12 protein-coding genes and 1 pseudogene are annotated in these 13,070 nt (G+C 69.3%); 3 read left to right on the forward strand and 10 right to left on the reverse strand.

Annotation, left to right across the window (positions count from 1 at the left end):
- Positions 1-230: 230 nt before the first annotated feature.
- Entirely contained in the window at positions 231-1,259 is a 1,029-nt protein-coding gene (locus FZ025_RS07745; protein WP_046979180.1) for a patatin-like phospholipase family protein, read from the forward strand.
- Positions 1,260-1,605: 346 nt separating this feature from the next.
- Here the strand turns inward: FZ025_RS07745 and FZ025_RS07750 are convergent, their stop codons facing one another.
- Entirely contained in the window at positions 1,606-2,085 is a 480-nt protein-coding gene (locus FZ025_RS07750; protein ID WP_046979179.1) for an Lrp/AsnC family transcriptional regulator, read from the reverse strand.
- Positions 2,086-2,214: 129 nt separating this feature from the next.
- Here FZ025_RS07750 and phhA point away from each other — a divergent pair, with 129 nt between their 5' ends.
- Together phhA and FZ025_RS07760 are read left to right on the forward strand one after the other, a co-directional pair.
- A complete protein-coding gene (gene phhA, locus FZ025_RS07755; protein WP_046979178.1) occupies positions 2,215-3,105 on the forward strand; it encodes a phenylalanine 4-monooxygenase in 891 nt (296 codons plus the stop codon).
- 210 nt (positions 3,106-3,315) lie between these two features.
- Positions 3,316-3,699, forward strand: a complete 384-nt coding sequence (locus FZ025_RS07760) for a hypothetical protein (protein WP_244292480.1) — start codon at positions 3,316-3,318, stop codon at positions 3,697-3,699.
- A gap of 86 nt (positions 3,700-3,785) precedes the next feature.
- Here the strand turns inward: FZ025_RS07760 and FZ025_RS07765 are convergent, their stop codons facing one another.
- The 9 genes and pseudogenes from FZ025_RS07765 to FZ025_RS07805 form a co-directional block, all read right to left on the reverse strand.
- On the reverse strand, positions 3,786-4,985 hold the full coding sequence (locus FZ025_RS07765; protein WP_244292481.1) for a serine hydrolase domain-containing protein: 1,200 nt from the start codon (positions 4,983-4,985) through the stop codon (positions 3,786-3,788).
- A gap of 144 nt (positions 4,986-5,129) precedes the next feature.
- A pseudogene (locus FZ025_RS07770) lies at positions 5,130-5,279 on the reverse strand (rhamnogalacturonan acetylesterase); the annotation flags it as partial.
- Between the two features lie 147 nt (positions 5,280-5,426).
- Positions 5,427-6,083 carry an RpiB/LacA/LacB family sugar-phosphate isomerase gene (locus FZ025_RS07775; protein WP_046979176.1) on the reverse strand — a complete coding sequence of 219 codons (657 nt, stop codon included), beginning with the start codon at positions 6,081-6,083 and terminating at the stop codon, positions 5,427-5,429.
- A gap of 180 nt (positions 6,084-6,263) precedes the next feature.
- Positions 6,264-7,019, reverse strand: a complete 756-nt coding sequence (gene kduD / locus FZ025_RS07780; protein WP_046979175.1) for a 2-dehydro-3-deoxy-D-gluconate 5-dehydrogenase KduD — start codon at positions 7,017-7,019, stop codon at positions 6,264-6,266.
- 65 nt (positions 7,020-7,084) lie between these two features.
- Entirely contained in the window at positions 7,085-7,426 is a 342-nt protein-coding gene (locus FZ025_RS07785; RefSeq protein WP_046979174.1) for a hypothetical protein, read from the reverse strand.
- A 183-nt stretch (positions 7,427-7,609) separates the two neighbouring features.
- Positions 7,610-8,725: a hypothetical protein gene (locus FZ025_RS07790; RefSeq protein WP_046979188.1), complete on the reverse strand. Its 1,116-nt coding sequence runs from the start codon at positions 8,723-8,725 to the stop codon at positions 7,610-7,612.
- Positions 8,726-9,043: 318 nt separating this feature from the next.
- Positions 9,044-10,102: a LacI family DNA-binding transcriptional regulator gene (locus tag FZ025_RS07795; RefSeq protein WP_046979173.1), complete on the reverse strand. Its 1,059-nt coding sequence runs from the start codon at positions 10,100-10,102 to the stop codon at positions 9,044-9,046.
- Positions 10,103-10,149: 47 nt separating this feature from the next.
- Positions 10,150-11,733: a family 43 glycosylhydrolase gene (locus FZ025_RS07800; protein ID WP_046979187.1), complete on the reverse strand. Its 1,584-nt coding sequence runs from the start codon at positions 11,731-11,733 to the stop codon at positions 10,150-10,152.
- A 50-nt stretch (positions 11,734-11,783) separates the two neighbouring features.
- Positions 11,784-13,067, reverse strand: coding sequence for a TRAP transporter large permease (locus FZ025_RS07805; protein ID WP_046979172.1), 1,284 nt, complete (start codon positions 13,065-13,067; stop codon positions 11,784-11,786).
- Positions 13,068-13,070 lie beyond the last annotated feature (3 nt).

The following is a 13,070-nucleotide window of genomic DNA, read 5'->3' on the forward strand; positions in this document are numbered from 1 at the left end:
TTGGGGTGAGGGTACGGCGCGAAGCCCCTCACAGAATTGGGGGGCACAAGGCTCCGCGACATCCAGGGTAGCCATGGCGACATGCGCAGCCGCGTGGATCACCGCACCGGGCGCGTCACCCGCCTCCGGTGACGCACCGGGCAGCGGCATGACCTCCGGTCGTGGGCGGTGCAGGCCGATCCCGGTATGCTCGCGCCGGCTCCGCCCTGTCCTTCCACGACGCCGCCCCCATGACCGCCTTCCGTTCCCCGCACCTGCTCCTCTGCGTTTCGCTGTTCGGCCTGCTCGCGGCGTGCGGCGGCGAACCCAGGCCGGCGCCGCCGGCCCCGGTGGTGGTGGGCCCGGCGCCGACCGCCGCGGCCAAGCCGCTGCGCCTCGGCATCGCCCTGGGCGGCGGCGCGGCCAAGGGCTTCGCCCATATCGGCGTGATCAAGATGCTGCAGGCCAACGGGCTGGAGCCGGTGGTGGTGTCCGGCACCAGCGCCGGCAGCGTGGTCGGCGCGCTGTACGCCAGCGGCATGGACGCGTTCCAGATGCAGCAGGCCGCGGTGGCGCTGGACGAGACCAGCATCCGCGACATGCGCCTGTTCTCCGGCGGCCTGGTGCAGGGCCAGGCGCTGCAGGACTACGTCAACACCCAGCTCAAGAACCGCCCGATCGAGAAGCTCGGCAAGCCCTTCGCCGCGGTGTCCACGCGCCTGGAGGACGGCGAGCGCAGCGTGTTCGTGCGCGGCAACGCCGGCCAGGCGGTACGCGCCTCGAGCAGCATCCCCGGCGTGTTCGAACCGGTCGCCATCGGCAAATTCCATTATGTGGACGGCGGCGTGGTCAGCCCGGTGCCGGTGGACGCCGCGCGCCAGCTCGGCGCCGACTTCGTGGTCGCGGTGGACATCTCCAGCAAGGCCAGCGGCAAGAACCCGGACGGCATGCTCGGCATCGTCAACCAGTCGATCGCGATCATGGGCCAGCGCCTGGGCGAGCAGGAGCTGGCGCGTGCGGACATCGTGATCCGGCCCAAGGTCAACGGCATCGGCGCGGCCGATTTCGCCCAGCGCAACGCCGCCATCCTGGAAGGCGAGAAGGCCGCGCTGGCGGCGATGCCGCAGATCAAGGCCAAGCTGGCGCAACTGCAGCAACAGCGCGCGACGGCCGCGGCCGCCGCGGCCAAGGCCGCACAACCGGCGCCACCGCCGTGCGCACCGCGTTCGCGCCTGGGCCGCCTGATCGGCCGCGACGATCCGTGCAAGAAACAGGAGTGAGCGGGCGCGGCGCATCAGGCGGGGAGAAGTAACAGCCGCACTGTGCATGGCCCCTCTCCCTTCGGGAAAGGGGTTGGGGTGAAGGTAGGGCGCGCAGCGTCTCGCGGAGTTTGGGTGCACGAGGCTGCGCCCGTACCCTCATCCGGCCCTGCGGGCCACCTTCTCCCGACGGGAGAAGGGGACAGCCGCGCGTGCAGGACCCCTCTCCCTCGCGCCCGCACGTGGCCCAGTCGCCGGGACAGCGCAGCACCAGGGTGGACGTGGTCGACTGCAGGTCCTGCCAGCTGCCGCCGACGGCCCGGTCCGGCACGGATCGCCACGGCCAGGACTGGACTGGACCCCCGGCTCAGCCGCGCGGCAGCGGCAGCCCGGTGAAATCCTTGACCGTGCGCAGCACGAAGCTGGAGTTGACGTCGGCCACGCCGGCGGCGTTGAGCAGCTTGTCCAGCAGGAACGCGGAGAAATGGGTCAGGTCGCGCACGTACACGTGCAACAGGTAGTCCATGTCGCCGGTCAGCGCATGGCAGGCGACCACCTCGTCCCAGCCCTGCACGCTGTCGGCGAAATGGGCGATGCCGCTTTGCCCGTGCTTTTCCAGCTGCACGCGCACGAACGCCTGCAGGCCCAGGCCGATCGCGCCAGGCACCAGCCGCGCCACGTAGCCGGCGACCACGCCGTCGGCCTCCAGCCGCTGCACCCGGCGCAGGCAGGCCGACGGCGACAGGTTCACCTGCGCAGCCAGCTCCGCATTGCTGGCCCGGCCCTGCCGCTGCAGCAAGGCCAGCAGGCGCAGGTCGGTGCGGTCGAACACGGCCGATTCGGTCATTTATTGCTCCGCAACAGGAATTAGCTGCAATAATCTTGCGCGCAGTGGCTGGAATCGCGCAACTTCGCAAGCCCGTTGCGTGGCCTGGCGCCTACCATTGCAGGCATTCCCCCTCCGGAGCCGCCGTCCATGGATAGCGTACCGCGCCGCGTCGAACACCAGCAGACCGACAAGGGCTACGTGCCGGTCTATACCACCGCCGTGGTCGCGCAGCCGTGGGACGGCTACAGCGCCGACGACCACGCCACCTGGGGCGCGCTGTACCAGCGCCAGCGCGACTTGCTGGTCGGCCGCGCCTGCGACGCGTTCCTGCAGGCGCAGGACGCGATGGGCATGAGCCCGCAGGCGATCCCGCGCTTCGAGCAGCTCAACGAGGTGCTGGGCGCAGCCACCGGCTGGACCCTGGTCGGGGTCGAAGGCCTGCTGCCGGAACTGGATTTCTTCGATCACCTGGCCAACCGCCGCTTCCCGGTGACCTGGTGGATCCGCCGCCCCGAACAGATCGACTACATCGCCGAACCGGACCTGTTCCACGACCTGTTCGGCCACGTGCCGCTGCTGATGAACCCGCTGTTCGCCGACTACATGCAGGCCTACGGACGCGGTGGGGTGAAGGCGCACGGCATCGGCCCCGAGGCGCTGCAGAACCTCACCCGCCTGTACTGGTACACGGTGGAATTCGGCTTGATCGCCGGCGCCGAGGGCCTGCGCATCTTCGGTGCCGGCATCGTCTCGTCCAAGGGCGAATCGCTGTACGCGCTGGAATCGGCCGCGCCCAACCGCATCGGTTTCGACCTGGCGCGGATCATGCGCACCCGCTACCGCATCGACAGCTACCAGAAGACCTACTTCGTCATCGACAGCTTCGAACAGCTGATGCAGGCGACGGCGCCGGACTTCACCCCGCTCTACGCGCAACTGAGCGGCCAGGAGCACATCGCCGCCGGCGACGTGCAGGCCGCGGACCGCGTGTACCAGCGCGGCAGCGGCGAGGGCTGGAGCCGCGACGGCGACGTGTAGCCCAGAACCGACCAGACCCGACTCCGCCTCGACGAGCGCTCAGCATTCTGGCGCCGGCAAATCGGGCCTCGGCCCGATCGCGCCGCATCGGCCCCAGGGCCACGCTGCATCGCGAGCGGCATCGGTCGACCACGGCGCGGTCGCCACGGCATTCCGGTCGCTCCCGACCCGCACCCGCGGGCGGCCCTGCGCGTCGAGAGGACCACCATCATGAAGGCGTGCGGCAAGCGTCTTGTGGTCAACTCGCACGGCAACGTCAACGTGTTTGCCGGACTCGCCCCCAGCGCGTTCCTGCAGCAATTGCTGGGCAAGGGGCTGGCCAAGGAGTCGTTCGAGGAGATCGTGCTGATGGCCTGCCAGGTGGGTGCGCAGAGCCAGACCAACTCCATTGCCGGCAACTTCGCCAAGGAGCTGAAGCGGCTGCTGGTGCAGCAGGGCATCGTCGCCAAGCTGTACGCGCCGCGCGGCACGCTGACCTACGTCGTGCACAAGGAGCAAAAGCTGGGCCAGAGTTTCTACGTGGTGGACAGCATGCATATCGCCTGTCCCGAGCGGAACTCTCCGCTGCCGGAAGGCCTGTTGCTGGTGCAGTGAGCGCGCTCGGCGACGGCCCGGCGCCCCCGCGGCCGCCGCCGGCGACCTGCACGCTACGCGCGCTGCGCTCGGTCCATGGCGTGAGCCTAACGGCGCTGCTCCCGCAATGTCAGCGCACGCGCCCATAGCGCCTCGACGATCGCCGTCTGCGTGGACATCTGCGCTTCGTCCAGCGAGGTGTTGGTGAACACGATGATGCCGACCCGCTTGTCCAGGTCGCTCAGCATCTCGGTCTTCACTCCGGGATCGGATCCGCCGTGGCCGATCCGGGTCGCGTTGAATTTCGTCGCCCAGAAGATGCCGGAGTTCTTCTGGTCCAGTTCCACGTTGTCCGGCTTGTTCGCCGGGCTGTACTGGAAGCGCAGCATTTCCTCGACCGAACGCCGCTGCAGGATCCGCCCACCCTCGTAGGCGCCGTCGTTGAGCAGGGCCAGGAAGAACCGCGACAGATCCGCCACCGAGGTGCGCACGCCGCCGTCGGGATAGGTGGTGCCGCCGTACAGCGGGATCGGAATCGACAGCCCGTTCTGCGCCACATACAGCTGCGCGTGGCGCTGCGGCGGCACCTGGGACAGGAACCACGCGGTGCTGCGCATGCGCAGCGGCGCGAAGATCCGGCGCTGGGTGTAGGCGTCGAGTCGCTCGCCGACCGCACGCTCGACGATGTAACCGGCCAGCGCCGCAGCGATGTTGGAATATTCGCGATGGCTGCCCGGCTTGCTCGGCAGGAAGTTCTCCGCTGCCTGGTATTTGCCACCGGCACCGAAATAATCCGCCAGGAAGCTCGCCAGCGGTTGCGGCGCATCGCCGCCGTAGTGATAGGTCTGTGCGTACACCGACCAGCGGTCCGTGATCGAGGAGGTGTGCGTGGCCAGCTGCCGGAGCGTGATCGGCACATCCGGGAACGCGGGGTTGCTCACCTTGAACGGCAGGTAGGTATTGATGTCCGTATCCAGCGACAGCTGGCCCTCCTGCACCGCGCGCATCAGCGCCACGCCGGTGAAAGTCTTGCTGATCGAGCCGATGTTCATCACCGTGTCCGGCGTGAACGCGATCGCGCGCTCGCGATCGGCGAAGCCGTAGCCCTTGGTCCATACCAGTCGCTTGTCGACAATGATCGCCGCGCCGACGCCGACCATGCCGCCCTCGCGCATCCGCTGCTCGATGGCCCGGTCCAGTTCCGCTGCGGCCATCGGCGCCGGCGCCTGCCCGCCGGCTGCGGCCCGGCCGCACAGCAGCCCAAGCACCATCGCGACCGCTGCCGTTCCCCTTCTCGCCGTGCCCATCTTCCGGATCCTTCCGCCACGCAGGTGGTGACGCCGGACCCGATGTTAGGGGGCGGCAGCGCCGCCGCGCCACCGCGCTGCGACGAAGCGGGCCGGCCGGCGATCGAGGCGGCGAATGGCGCGACGAAACGGCGCAGCGCCGGCCTGGCCCCAGCCGGCCCGCGGCGCGCGCTCGGGGCCGTATTCGGCCGCGGTGGAATCGCCGGCGACGACCACGCGCTGCGGTTCGGCGCAGGCGGTGGCGGTGGCGGTGGCGGCGTAGCGCAACAGCAATGCGGACAAGAGCAGACGCATGGTGGACGCCGCTGCGCGGTGTCTGCGCTTGGCCCCTGCCGCTGTCCACAGGGAGCAGGCCAAGACGATAGGGAAGCGCGGTGCGCGTTGGTCGATCCGTCGGCCCTCACCCCAACCCCTCTCCCGCGGGAGAGGGGCGTCATGCGCTCAGGCCGCTGCGGCTTCCGGCCTGCCCAGCACGCCGGCGACGAAGCGGCGGATTTCCGCATCCTGCGCGTTGTCGAAGAAGCACTGCTGGAAGCGCTCGCCGCCGAGCGCCTGCGTGACCAGCTCCGGATCCAGCGCGCGCAGGCCGTCCAGGTAGGATTTGGCGGTGGCCTGCTTGACCTGGGCCAGGATGCCGGCGTTGGCCTGCTGCGATTCGCGGCGCTCGGCCGGATAGCCCATGCCGCGCTCGCCGCTGAAGGCCTTCTCGAAGATGTAGCGCAGGTTGATCTCCGCGCCCCAGCCGTAGCCCTTGGCGAAGGCCAGCGCCAGCGCGTTGCCGTTGTTGACCTGGGCGAACAGGTAGGCGTCGGTCGGCTCGATGCAGTAGCCGCAGAACACGCCCGGATGCGCATTGAGCGACATCATCGCGCCCTGGCCGGTGCCGCAGCCGGCGACGACGAAATCCACCGCCTTGGCGTTCAGCAGCAGGCTGGCGACGATGCCCAGGTGGATGTAGGTCAGGCGATGGTCGTTGTCGCCGTCCATGCCGACGTTGAACACGCTGTGGCCCTGCTCGCCGGCCACGTCGTTGAGCTGCTGCAGGATCGCCGGGTTCTTGCCGGCCTGGCTGAATTCGTTCATTAGTGCGATTTTCATGGGTGTCTCCGATTGCGGGGGGAATGGTGTTGCGGATGGAATCGATGCGGTGCGTGCGGTGCCGACCCTCATCTGCATCTGGTTTGGTGTGCGTGTGGTGCCGACCCTCATCCGCCCTGCGGGCACCTTCTCCCGAGGGGAGAAGGGAAGCGTGGGCTGCGGGCGGTGCGCTTGCTTGGCTCAGCGTGCCAGCCAGCCGCCGTCGACCGGGATGATGGTGCCGTTGACGTAGTCCGAGGCGCTGCTGGCCAGGAACACCGCGGTGCCGCCCAGGTCTTCCGGCACGCCCCAGCGCCCGGCCGGGATGCGCTCCAGGATCGACTGGTTGCGCGCCGCGTCGGCACGCAGCTGCGCGGTGTTGTCGGTGGCCATGTAGCCGGGCGCGATGGCGTTGATGTTCAGGCCCTTGGCGCCCCACTCGTTGGCCAGCAGGCGGGTGATGCCGGCGATGCCGGACTTGCTGGCGGTGTACGAGGGCACGCGGATGCCACCCTGGAACGACAGCATCGAGGCGATGTTGATGATCTTGCCGCTGCCCTGGGCGATGAAGTGGCGGCCGGCCGCCTGCGACATGAAGAACGCGGACTTGATGTTGACGTTCATCACGTCGTCCCAGTCCTGCTCGCTGAAATCCACCGCGTCGGCGCGGCGGATCAGCCCGGCGTTGTTGACCAGGATGTCGAGGCGGCCGAGCCCGGCCAGGGTCTCGTCGAGCACGCGCTGCACCGGCTCGATGCTGATCAGGTTGGCTCCGATGGCGACGAAGCGGCGGCCCAGCGCCTTGACCTTTTCCGCGGTCTCGGTGGGCGCCCGGATGCCGGCGGCGGCGATGTCGGCACCGGCCTGCGCCAGCGCCAGGGCGATGCCCTGGCCAAGGCCGGTGTTGGCGCCGGTGACCAGGGCGACCTTGCCTTCGAGACTGAACGGGTTCGTCATTACGGATGCTCCCTAGGGTGATGCGGATACGGCGGAGGGCGGCGGCGCAGGTAGCGCGCGGCGGTTTACTTGAGCTGGCAGATGTCCAGCAGGTGCATGTCGGCGTAGTCCAGGTTCTCGCCGCCCATCGCCCAGATGAAGGCGTGGTCGCTGGCGCCCATGTGGATCGACCACGGCGGCGACACCACCGCCTCGTCGTTGCGGATCACGGTGCCCACCGGCGCGGCGGCGCCGAGCGCGAAGCGCTCGTCATGGGTGTACTTCAGCGTGACCGCATCGTCCACGAACAGGCCATCGAACAGGTACGGCTCGCGCAGCTGGCCGTTGCTGGCGCGCTTGATCGCGGCGGGATGGGTGGCGCCGTGGGTCTTGCTGTGCAGGGACTGGGTCTTGCTGTGCAGGGACATGGCATCTCCGGTGGGCAAGGCGGCACGCGGCGAACCGCACCGGGTCATTCTAGCCGCGATGGTTAACCGGTGTCATTGCGCAGTGCACGAAGCGCCGGATGCAGCGGCCTGGGGCTGCCGGGCCGGGCCGCCTGTCGCCGCAGCTTGCTTGCCATCGCGGCGCATCCGAAGGCGGCACGGTGCTCAGCGCAGCGCCGCCAGCGCACGGGTCGCGGCGATGATCTGCTGCGCCTGGACCTTGCCCGTGGCGCCGGCGACACCGAACTCCCCGGCGATCCGTTCCGCCCGCGCGAGCAGGTCGGCACTGTCGACCGGCCATGCGTCGAGGTGTGCGCGGACGCGACCGGCAAAGGCATCGTTGAGCACATGCTGTTCGGACCAATCGCCGATGCCGGACGGCAGGAGCGAATCGATGACCGCGGTAAAGCGTGCGCTGAGGGTCACGCCCTGGTGAATCCGCCGTTCCACTTCGGCCGGCCCCTTGGCCCGCATCTCCAGGATAAGGTCGTTGGTCGCGATGCGGGCATCGCGTCCACGGGCCGCATCGAGTTGCACCATGCTCCGCAACTGCTCGCGCCTGGCTGCGAACCGCGAATCGGGCGCCAATACGGCGGGGCCCTTGGCCCACCCGTCCATCACGATGGTGCTTGCGCCGATGCCATCGTCGGCCGGCACGCGCGCCTCTGCCCAGGCATGGTTGCTGCCGGCGACGCGATGCACCGTTTCCCGGGCATCCAGCTGGCTGCTGTGGTAGACGCTTGTGGTGCTCGCATATTCACCGCAATTGCCCGCACCAAATACGACGGCGGCCGCAGCCGCATGGGTCATTTGCTCGGGGTAATCAACCACCCGCCCGCCGCCGCGCGCGTACAGCTCGTCCTTGAACTGGCGCGCGGCTTTCGTCCGCCAGCCGCTTTTGTTGTCGGTTTCGCGCAGATCGGTGTCGACATTCCCGCGCCCGAACTGGAGCAGCTGCCGTGTGTTGCCGATGCTGTCGTTCGCCTTGCGCAGGCGGCCCACCTCCGATGGGGAAACGCGGCGCCCATCGATGTCGCGCGCCAGCAAATACGCGGCAAGAGCAAGGTCGTTGCTGCATAGCGCCGCGTTGGGCGCGGCCGCGGCCGACGCGGGGCTGGACCGGCTCGGGCGGGGCCGGCGCAATCCATCAGGCAGGCTCGCAGTGGCGGCATCGACGGGCCGCGCATCGACATCGCCGCGCTGCGTGGATGCCTGCCGCGAGGGTGCAGGCGCTGTGGTCGGGGCGGCGGACGGCGAACCGCCACTGAGTTTGGGGAACATGCGGAACTCCAATTCGAACATTCGCTGCGCTTTCGCGCATAAAGTCGCGACGCCGGATTTCAGCGATCGGTGCTCGGGTGCATCTGTGCCCGCCAAGGGGACGTCCGGATGCGGTCGGTAACGGCGTTTGCCTGGTCCGTGCGGCCACTGTCGATGGCCATTGTCGGCCGCCGTCTTCCCGGCTGCCGCCGCAGCGCGAACATCATGCACGCGTTTGCGAAGCCGGCCGCCGGCGCGCGTAAAGCGGGCCATTGCACGATCCGCCAATGGCAACCGGCGGCCGGCCCGCAGGCCCGGGCGCCTTACATCCGCCGCGGATCAGTCTTCCGGCGGCTGGCACGAATCGCGCACGATCAGGTGCGGGCGCACGCTGGCGATCGCCAGCGCCGGGGTGCCTTCGGGCTGGATCAGCATCGCCGCGGCGGTGCGGCCGGTGTCGCGGGTGTGGCGGCGCACCGAGGTCAGCGACGGCCACAGGCGCGAGGCCAGCGGGCTGTCGTCGTAGCCGATGATCGACAGCTGGCGTGGGAGGTTGATGCCGGCGCGCAGCGCGACCTTGTACACGCCGGCGGCCATCTCGTCGTTGCCGGTGAAGATCGCGCTCGGGCGCTGCTTGCCGAGCAGCAGTTTCTCGGCCGCGGCGACGCCGGATTCGAAGGTGTAGCCGGCCTCGACGATGCGCTGCGGCGGCAGCTCGATGCCGCGCCGGGTCAGCGCGTCGATGAAGCCGGCGGTGCGCTCGTGCGCGGAGCGGTAGGCGCTGGGACCGGTGATCAGCGCGATCTCGCGGTGGCCCAGCGACAGCAGGTAGTCGGCGGCCTCGGCGGCGCCGTCGCGGTCGTGGGTGACCACCATCTGCGAGGTGGCGTCCAGCGGCAGCGAGGCGATGCGGGTGTAGCGCACGCCGATGCCGGCGAGCATGTCCGCCAGCGCCTGGTCTTCGGAGGCGCGCGGCACCAGGATCACCCCGTGCAATTTTTGCTGCTGCACGAAGCGGCGCACGCCCTCGATGTAGCCGGGGCTGCGGCTGTCGCAGGGGTGCACCACCAGCTCGAAGCTGGAGCCGCGCAGCGCGTCCAGCGCGCCGTACTGCATGTCCACGATGTACTGCGCGGTCGGGTTGTCGTAGACCATGCCGATCAGGAACGAACGCCGGAACGCCAGTCCGCGCGCCAGCGGATCCGGCGCGTAGCCGACTTCGCGCATCAGCGCTTCGACCTTTTCGCGCGTGTCTTTGCGCACCAGCGGCGAGTTGTTGATGATCCGCGACACCGTCTTCTTCGACACCCCGGACAGGCGCGCGATGTCGTTGATCGTCGCCGCCTTGCCGTGGACGGAGGCGTGGACATCGGCGGAAGGGGGTTTGCTCGGCGCCATGGACGGAAAACCGGACGGAAGGGTAAGGATTCTACCGGTAGTCATGTTCACTCCAGCGCGCGGTAGCGGAATTGGCGGAAATGCACCTTTCCATCGCCGGCCGCGTACAGCGCCGGTTTCAATGCAAGGAACTTGCCGGCGACGTTGTGGTGGTAGCCGGACACTTCCATCTGCACCGGGTACTTGGTCCAGGTGCTGCCGTCGCGGCTGCTGTGGAGGGTGACGATATGGCGGTCGTTGCGCACCCGCAACCACAGCCGCCCGCCCTTGGCGCTGGGCGCCAGCTGCGCCGGGCGCTCCTCGCCGTAGCGGTGCATGACCAAGGCCTCGCCGTTGCTGCCCACCCCGGCGTACAGGCGCTCGCTGTAGAACAGCAGCGCGCCGCCCTGCGCGCCAGGCTCGATCTCCATTTCCACTTCGAATTGGTAGGCGGGGTCGGGGGCGATCACGGTCAGCGGCGAGCTGTCGCGCGGCGCGCGGCCCTTGCCCTGCACGCTGAGCGTGCCGTCGCCGAAGGACAGCCGCCGCGCCTCGTCGCGGCCCGGGTTGAAGAACGCCCACTGCGGGCCGAGCCGGCCGCCGCGGAAATCGTCCGACAGCGCCAGGCCATGCGCCAGCGCCTGCCCGCTGGGCTTTTTCAGCGGCGTGCCGAGATCGCCGCCCTTGGCCACGAACCAGCCGTCGGCGGTCCACTCGATCGGGTCCAGCAACGCCTGCCGGCCCAGCGTCCAGTAGCCGTTCTCGTAGCCGTGGTAGAGCATCCACCAGCGCCCGTCGCTGCCTTCGACCAGGGTCGCATGGCCGCGCGACCACCACGGCTCGGCCGCGCTTTGAGTGCGGGTGATCGGGTTGTTCGGCGCGTTGCGCCACGGCCCGTGGATCGAACGCGAACGCGCGGTGATGACCATGTGCCCGGTCGGCGGACCGGCGGTGCCGCCGACCGCGGTGGTCATGTAGTACCAGCCGTTGTGGCGGGTGATCTTCGGCCCTTCCTGCGCATACGCCTCCACATCCCAGCTTTCCGGATATTTCCAGCCGTCGTAGACGTGCCTGGGCGTGCCCAGCACCTGCAAGCCGTCGTCGGACAGCTGCACGTAGTCGCCGCCGCTCAGGAACAGGTAGCGCTTGCCGTCTTCGCCGACCGCGTGGCCGGGGTCAATGTACTTGCCCAGGCCGATGTCGATCGGCGCGCTCCACGGGCCGGTGATGGCGTCGGCCCAGACCACGAAGTTGCTGCGCTGGCCCTGCTCGCCACGCCGCGCCGGGAAATAGATGTAGTAGCGCCCGTCGTGCTTGACCAGGTCCGGCGCCCAGATCGCGCCGACGTTCTCGTTGATGGCGTGGCCCAGCGGCTGCCAGTTGACCAGGTCGCGCGAATGCCAGATCGGCAGGCCCGGGTAGGCATCGAACGAGGACAGGGTGAGGTAGTAGTCGTCGCCGTCCTTGAGCACCGACGGATCGGGGTGGTCGCCGGCCAGCACCGGATTGAGGAAGCTGCCGTCGCCCTGGTCGGCGATGCGTTGCTGCTCGATGCCGCGCTTCCAGTCGGCCGCCGCGGCCAGCGTGCTGGCGGCGAGCAGGCCGGCCAGCAGCAGCCAGCGCAGATGGGACGAGATGGTAGGCGAGGTCATGCTGTGCACTCCTTGGTTCGCGCCGCAGCGGCTGCGTGCGGCGCGGCGCATCAGGCGCGCAGCGCGCGCGGCAACCACAGCGACAGTTCCGGGAAGAACGCCACGATCAGCAGCACGCACAGCGCCGCCAGCCAGAACGGCCAGATCGTGCGCATGCTCTGGGCCACGGTGATCTGGCCGATCGAGGTGCCGATGAACAGCACCGAGCCGATCGGCGGGGTGATCAGGCCGATGCCGCCGGCCAGCACCATCACCAGTCCGAAATGGATCGGGTCGATGCCGTAGGCCTTCACCACCGGCAGGAAGATCGGCGTGCAGATCAGGATCTTCGGCGCCAGGTCCATGAACATGCCCAGCAGCAGCAGCATCACCACGATCAGCAGCAGCACGGTGTTCCTGCCGTCGGCGATCGACTGCAGGAACTTCACCGCCGCCGCCGGCACCTGCAGGTAGGCCAGCAGCCAGCCGAACACCGCCGCAGTGGCGATCACGAACAGGATCACGCCGGTGGTGCGCGAGGCATGCGTGACCGCGGCGAAGAACTCGGCCCAGCGCAATTGCCGGTACAGCAGCGCGGTGACCAGCAGCGCGTACACCACCGCGATCGCCGCGCTTTCCACCGCGGTGAAGATGCCGGCGCGGATGCCGACGAAGATCAGCGCGACCAGGCCCAGCCCGGGCAGCGCGCCGATCAGGCGCAGCGCCACCGCGCGCCAGCCCGGGAACGGCTCGGTGCCGTAGCCGCGATGGCGCGCCACCGCGTAACCGGTGATCATCATCGCCACGGTCATCAGCAGCGCCGGGAAGATGCCGGCCGCGAACAGATCGGCGATCGACAACCCGCCGCCGGCCGCGGCCGAGAACAGGATCAGGTTGTGCGAGGGCGGCACCAGCAGCGCGACCAGCGCCGCGGTCATGCTCACGTTGACCGCGTAGTCGCGGTCGTAGCCGCGGTTGATCATCTGCGGAATCATCGTGCCGCCGACCGCCGACACATCGGCGATGGCCGAGCCGGACACGCCGCCGAAGAACAGCGAGGACAGCACGCTGACCTGGCCCAGGCCGCCGCGCATGCGCCCCACCAGCGACGAGGCCAGCGCGATCAGGCGATCGGAGATGCCGCCGCGCAGCATCAGCTCGCCGGCGAAGATGAACAACGGAATCGCGATCAGCGAGGCCGAGCCGCTGCCGGCGGAGATCTGCTGCACCAGCACCACCGCCGGCAGATCCAGGTACAACAGCGTCGCCAGCGCCGCGGCGCCCAGCGCATAGGCCACCGGCACGCCGATCAACAGCAACAGCACGAACAGCCCGAGCAGGATTGCAATGGCCATGGC

This window comes from Xanthomonas hyacinthi, from assembly GCF_009769165.1.
In the GTDB taxonomy this organism is placed as follows: Bacteria; Pseudomonadota; Gammaproteobacteria; order Xanthomonadales; family Xanthomonadaceae; genus Xanthomonas_A; species Xanthomonas_A hyacinthi.

Excerpts from the sequence above, each read along its gene's own strand:
- FZ025_RS07745 (WP_046979180.1), top strand. The coding sequence starts at position 231 with ATGACCGCCTTCCGTTCCCCGCACCTGCTCCTCTGCGTTTCGCTGTTC.
- FZ025_RS07750 (WP_046979179.1), bottom strand. The coding sequence starts at position 2,085 with ATGACCGAATCGGCCGTGTTCGACCGCACCGACCTGCGCCTGCTGGCC.
- phhA (WP_046979178.1), top strand. The coding sequence starts at position 2,215 with ATGGATAGCGTACCGCGCCGCGTCGAACACCAGCAGACCGACAAGGGC.
- FZ025_RS07760 (WP_244292480.1), top strand. The coding sequence starts at position 3,316 with ATGAAGGCGTGCGGCAAGCGTCTTGTGGTCAACTCGCACGGCAACGTC.
- FZ025_RS07765 (WP_244292481.1), bottom strand. The coding sequence starts at position 4,985 with ATGGGCACGGCGAGAAGGGGAACGGCAGCGGTCGCGATGGTGCTTGGG.
- FZ025_RS07775 (WP_046979176.1), bottom strand. The coding sequence starts at position 6,083 with ATGAAAATCGCACTAATGAACGAATTCAGCCAGGCCGGCAAGAACCCG.
- kduD (WP_046979175.1), bottom strand. The coding sequence starts at position 7,019 with ATGACGAACCCGTTCAGTCTCGAAGGCAAGGTCGCCCTGGTCACCGGC.
- FZ025_RS07785 (WP_046979174.1), bottom strand. The coding sequence starts at position 7,426 with ATGTCCCTGCACAGCAAGACCCAGTCCCTGCACAGCAAGACCCACGGC.
- FZ025_RS07790 (WP_046979188.1), bottom strand. The coding sequence starts at position 8,725 with ATGTTCCCCAAACTCAGTGGCGGTTCGCCGTCCGCCGCCCCGACCACA.
- FZ025_RS07795 (WP_046979173.1), bottom strand. The coding sequence starts at position 10,102 with ATGGCGCCGAGCAAACCCCCTTCCGCCGATGTCCACGCCTCCGTCCAC.
- FZ025_RS07800 (WP_046979187.1), bottom strand. The coding sequence starts at position 11,733 with ATGACCTCGCCTACCATCTCGTCCCATCTGCGCTGGCTGCTGCTGGCC.
- FZ025_RS07805 (WP_046979172.1), bottom strand. The coding sequence starts at position 13,067 with ATGGCCATTGCAATCCTGCTCGGGCTGTTCGTGCTGTTGCTGTTGATC.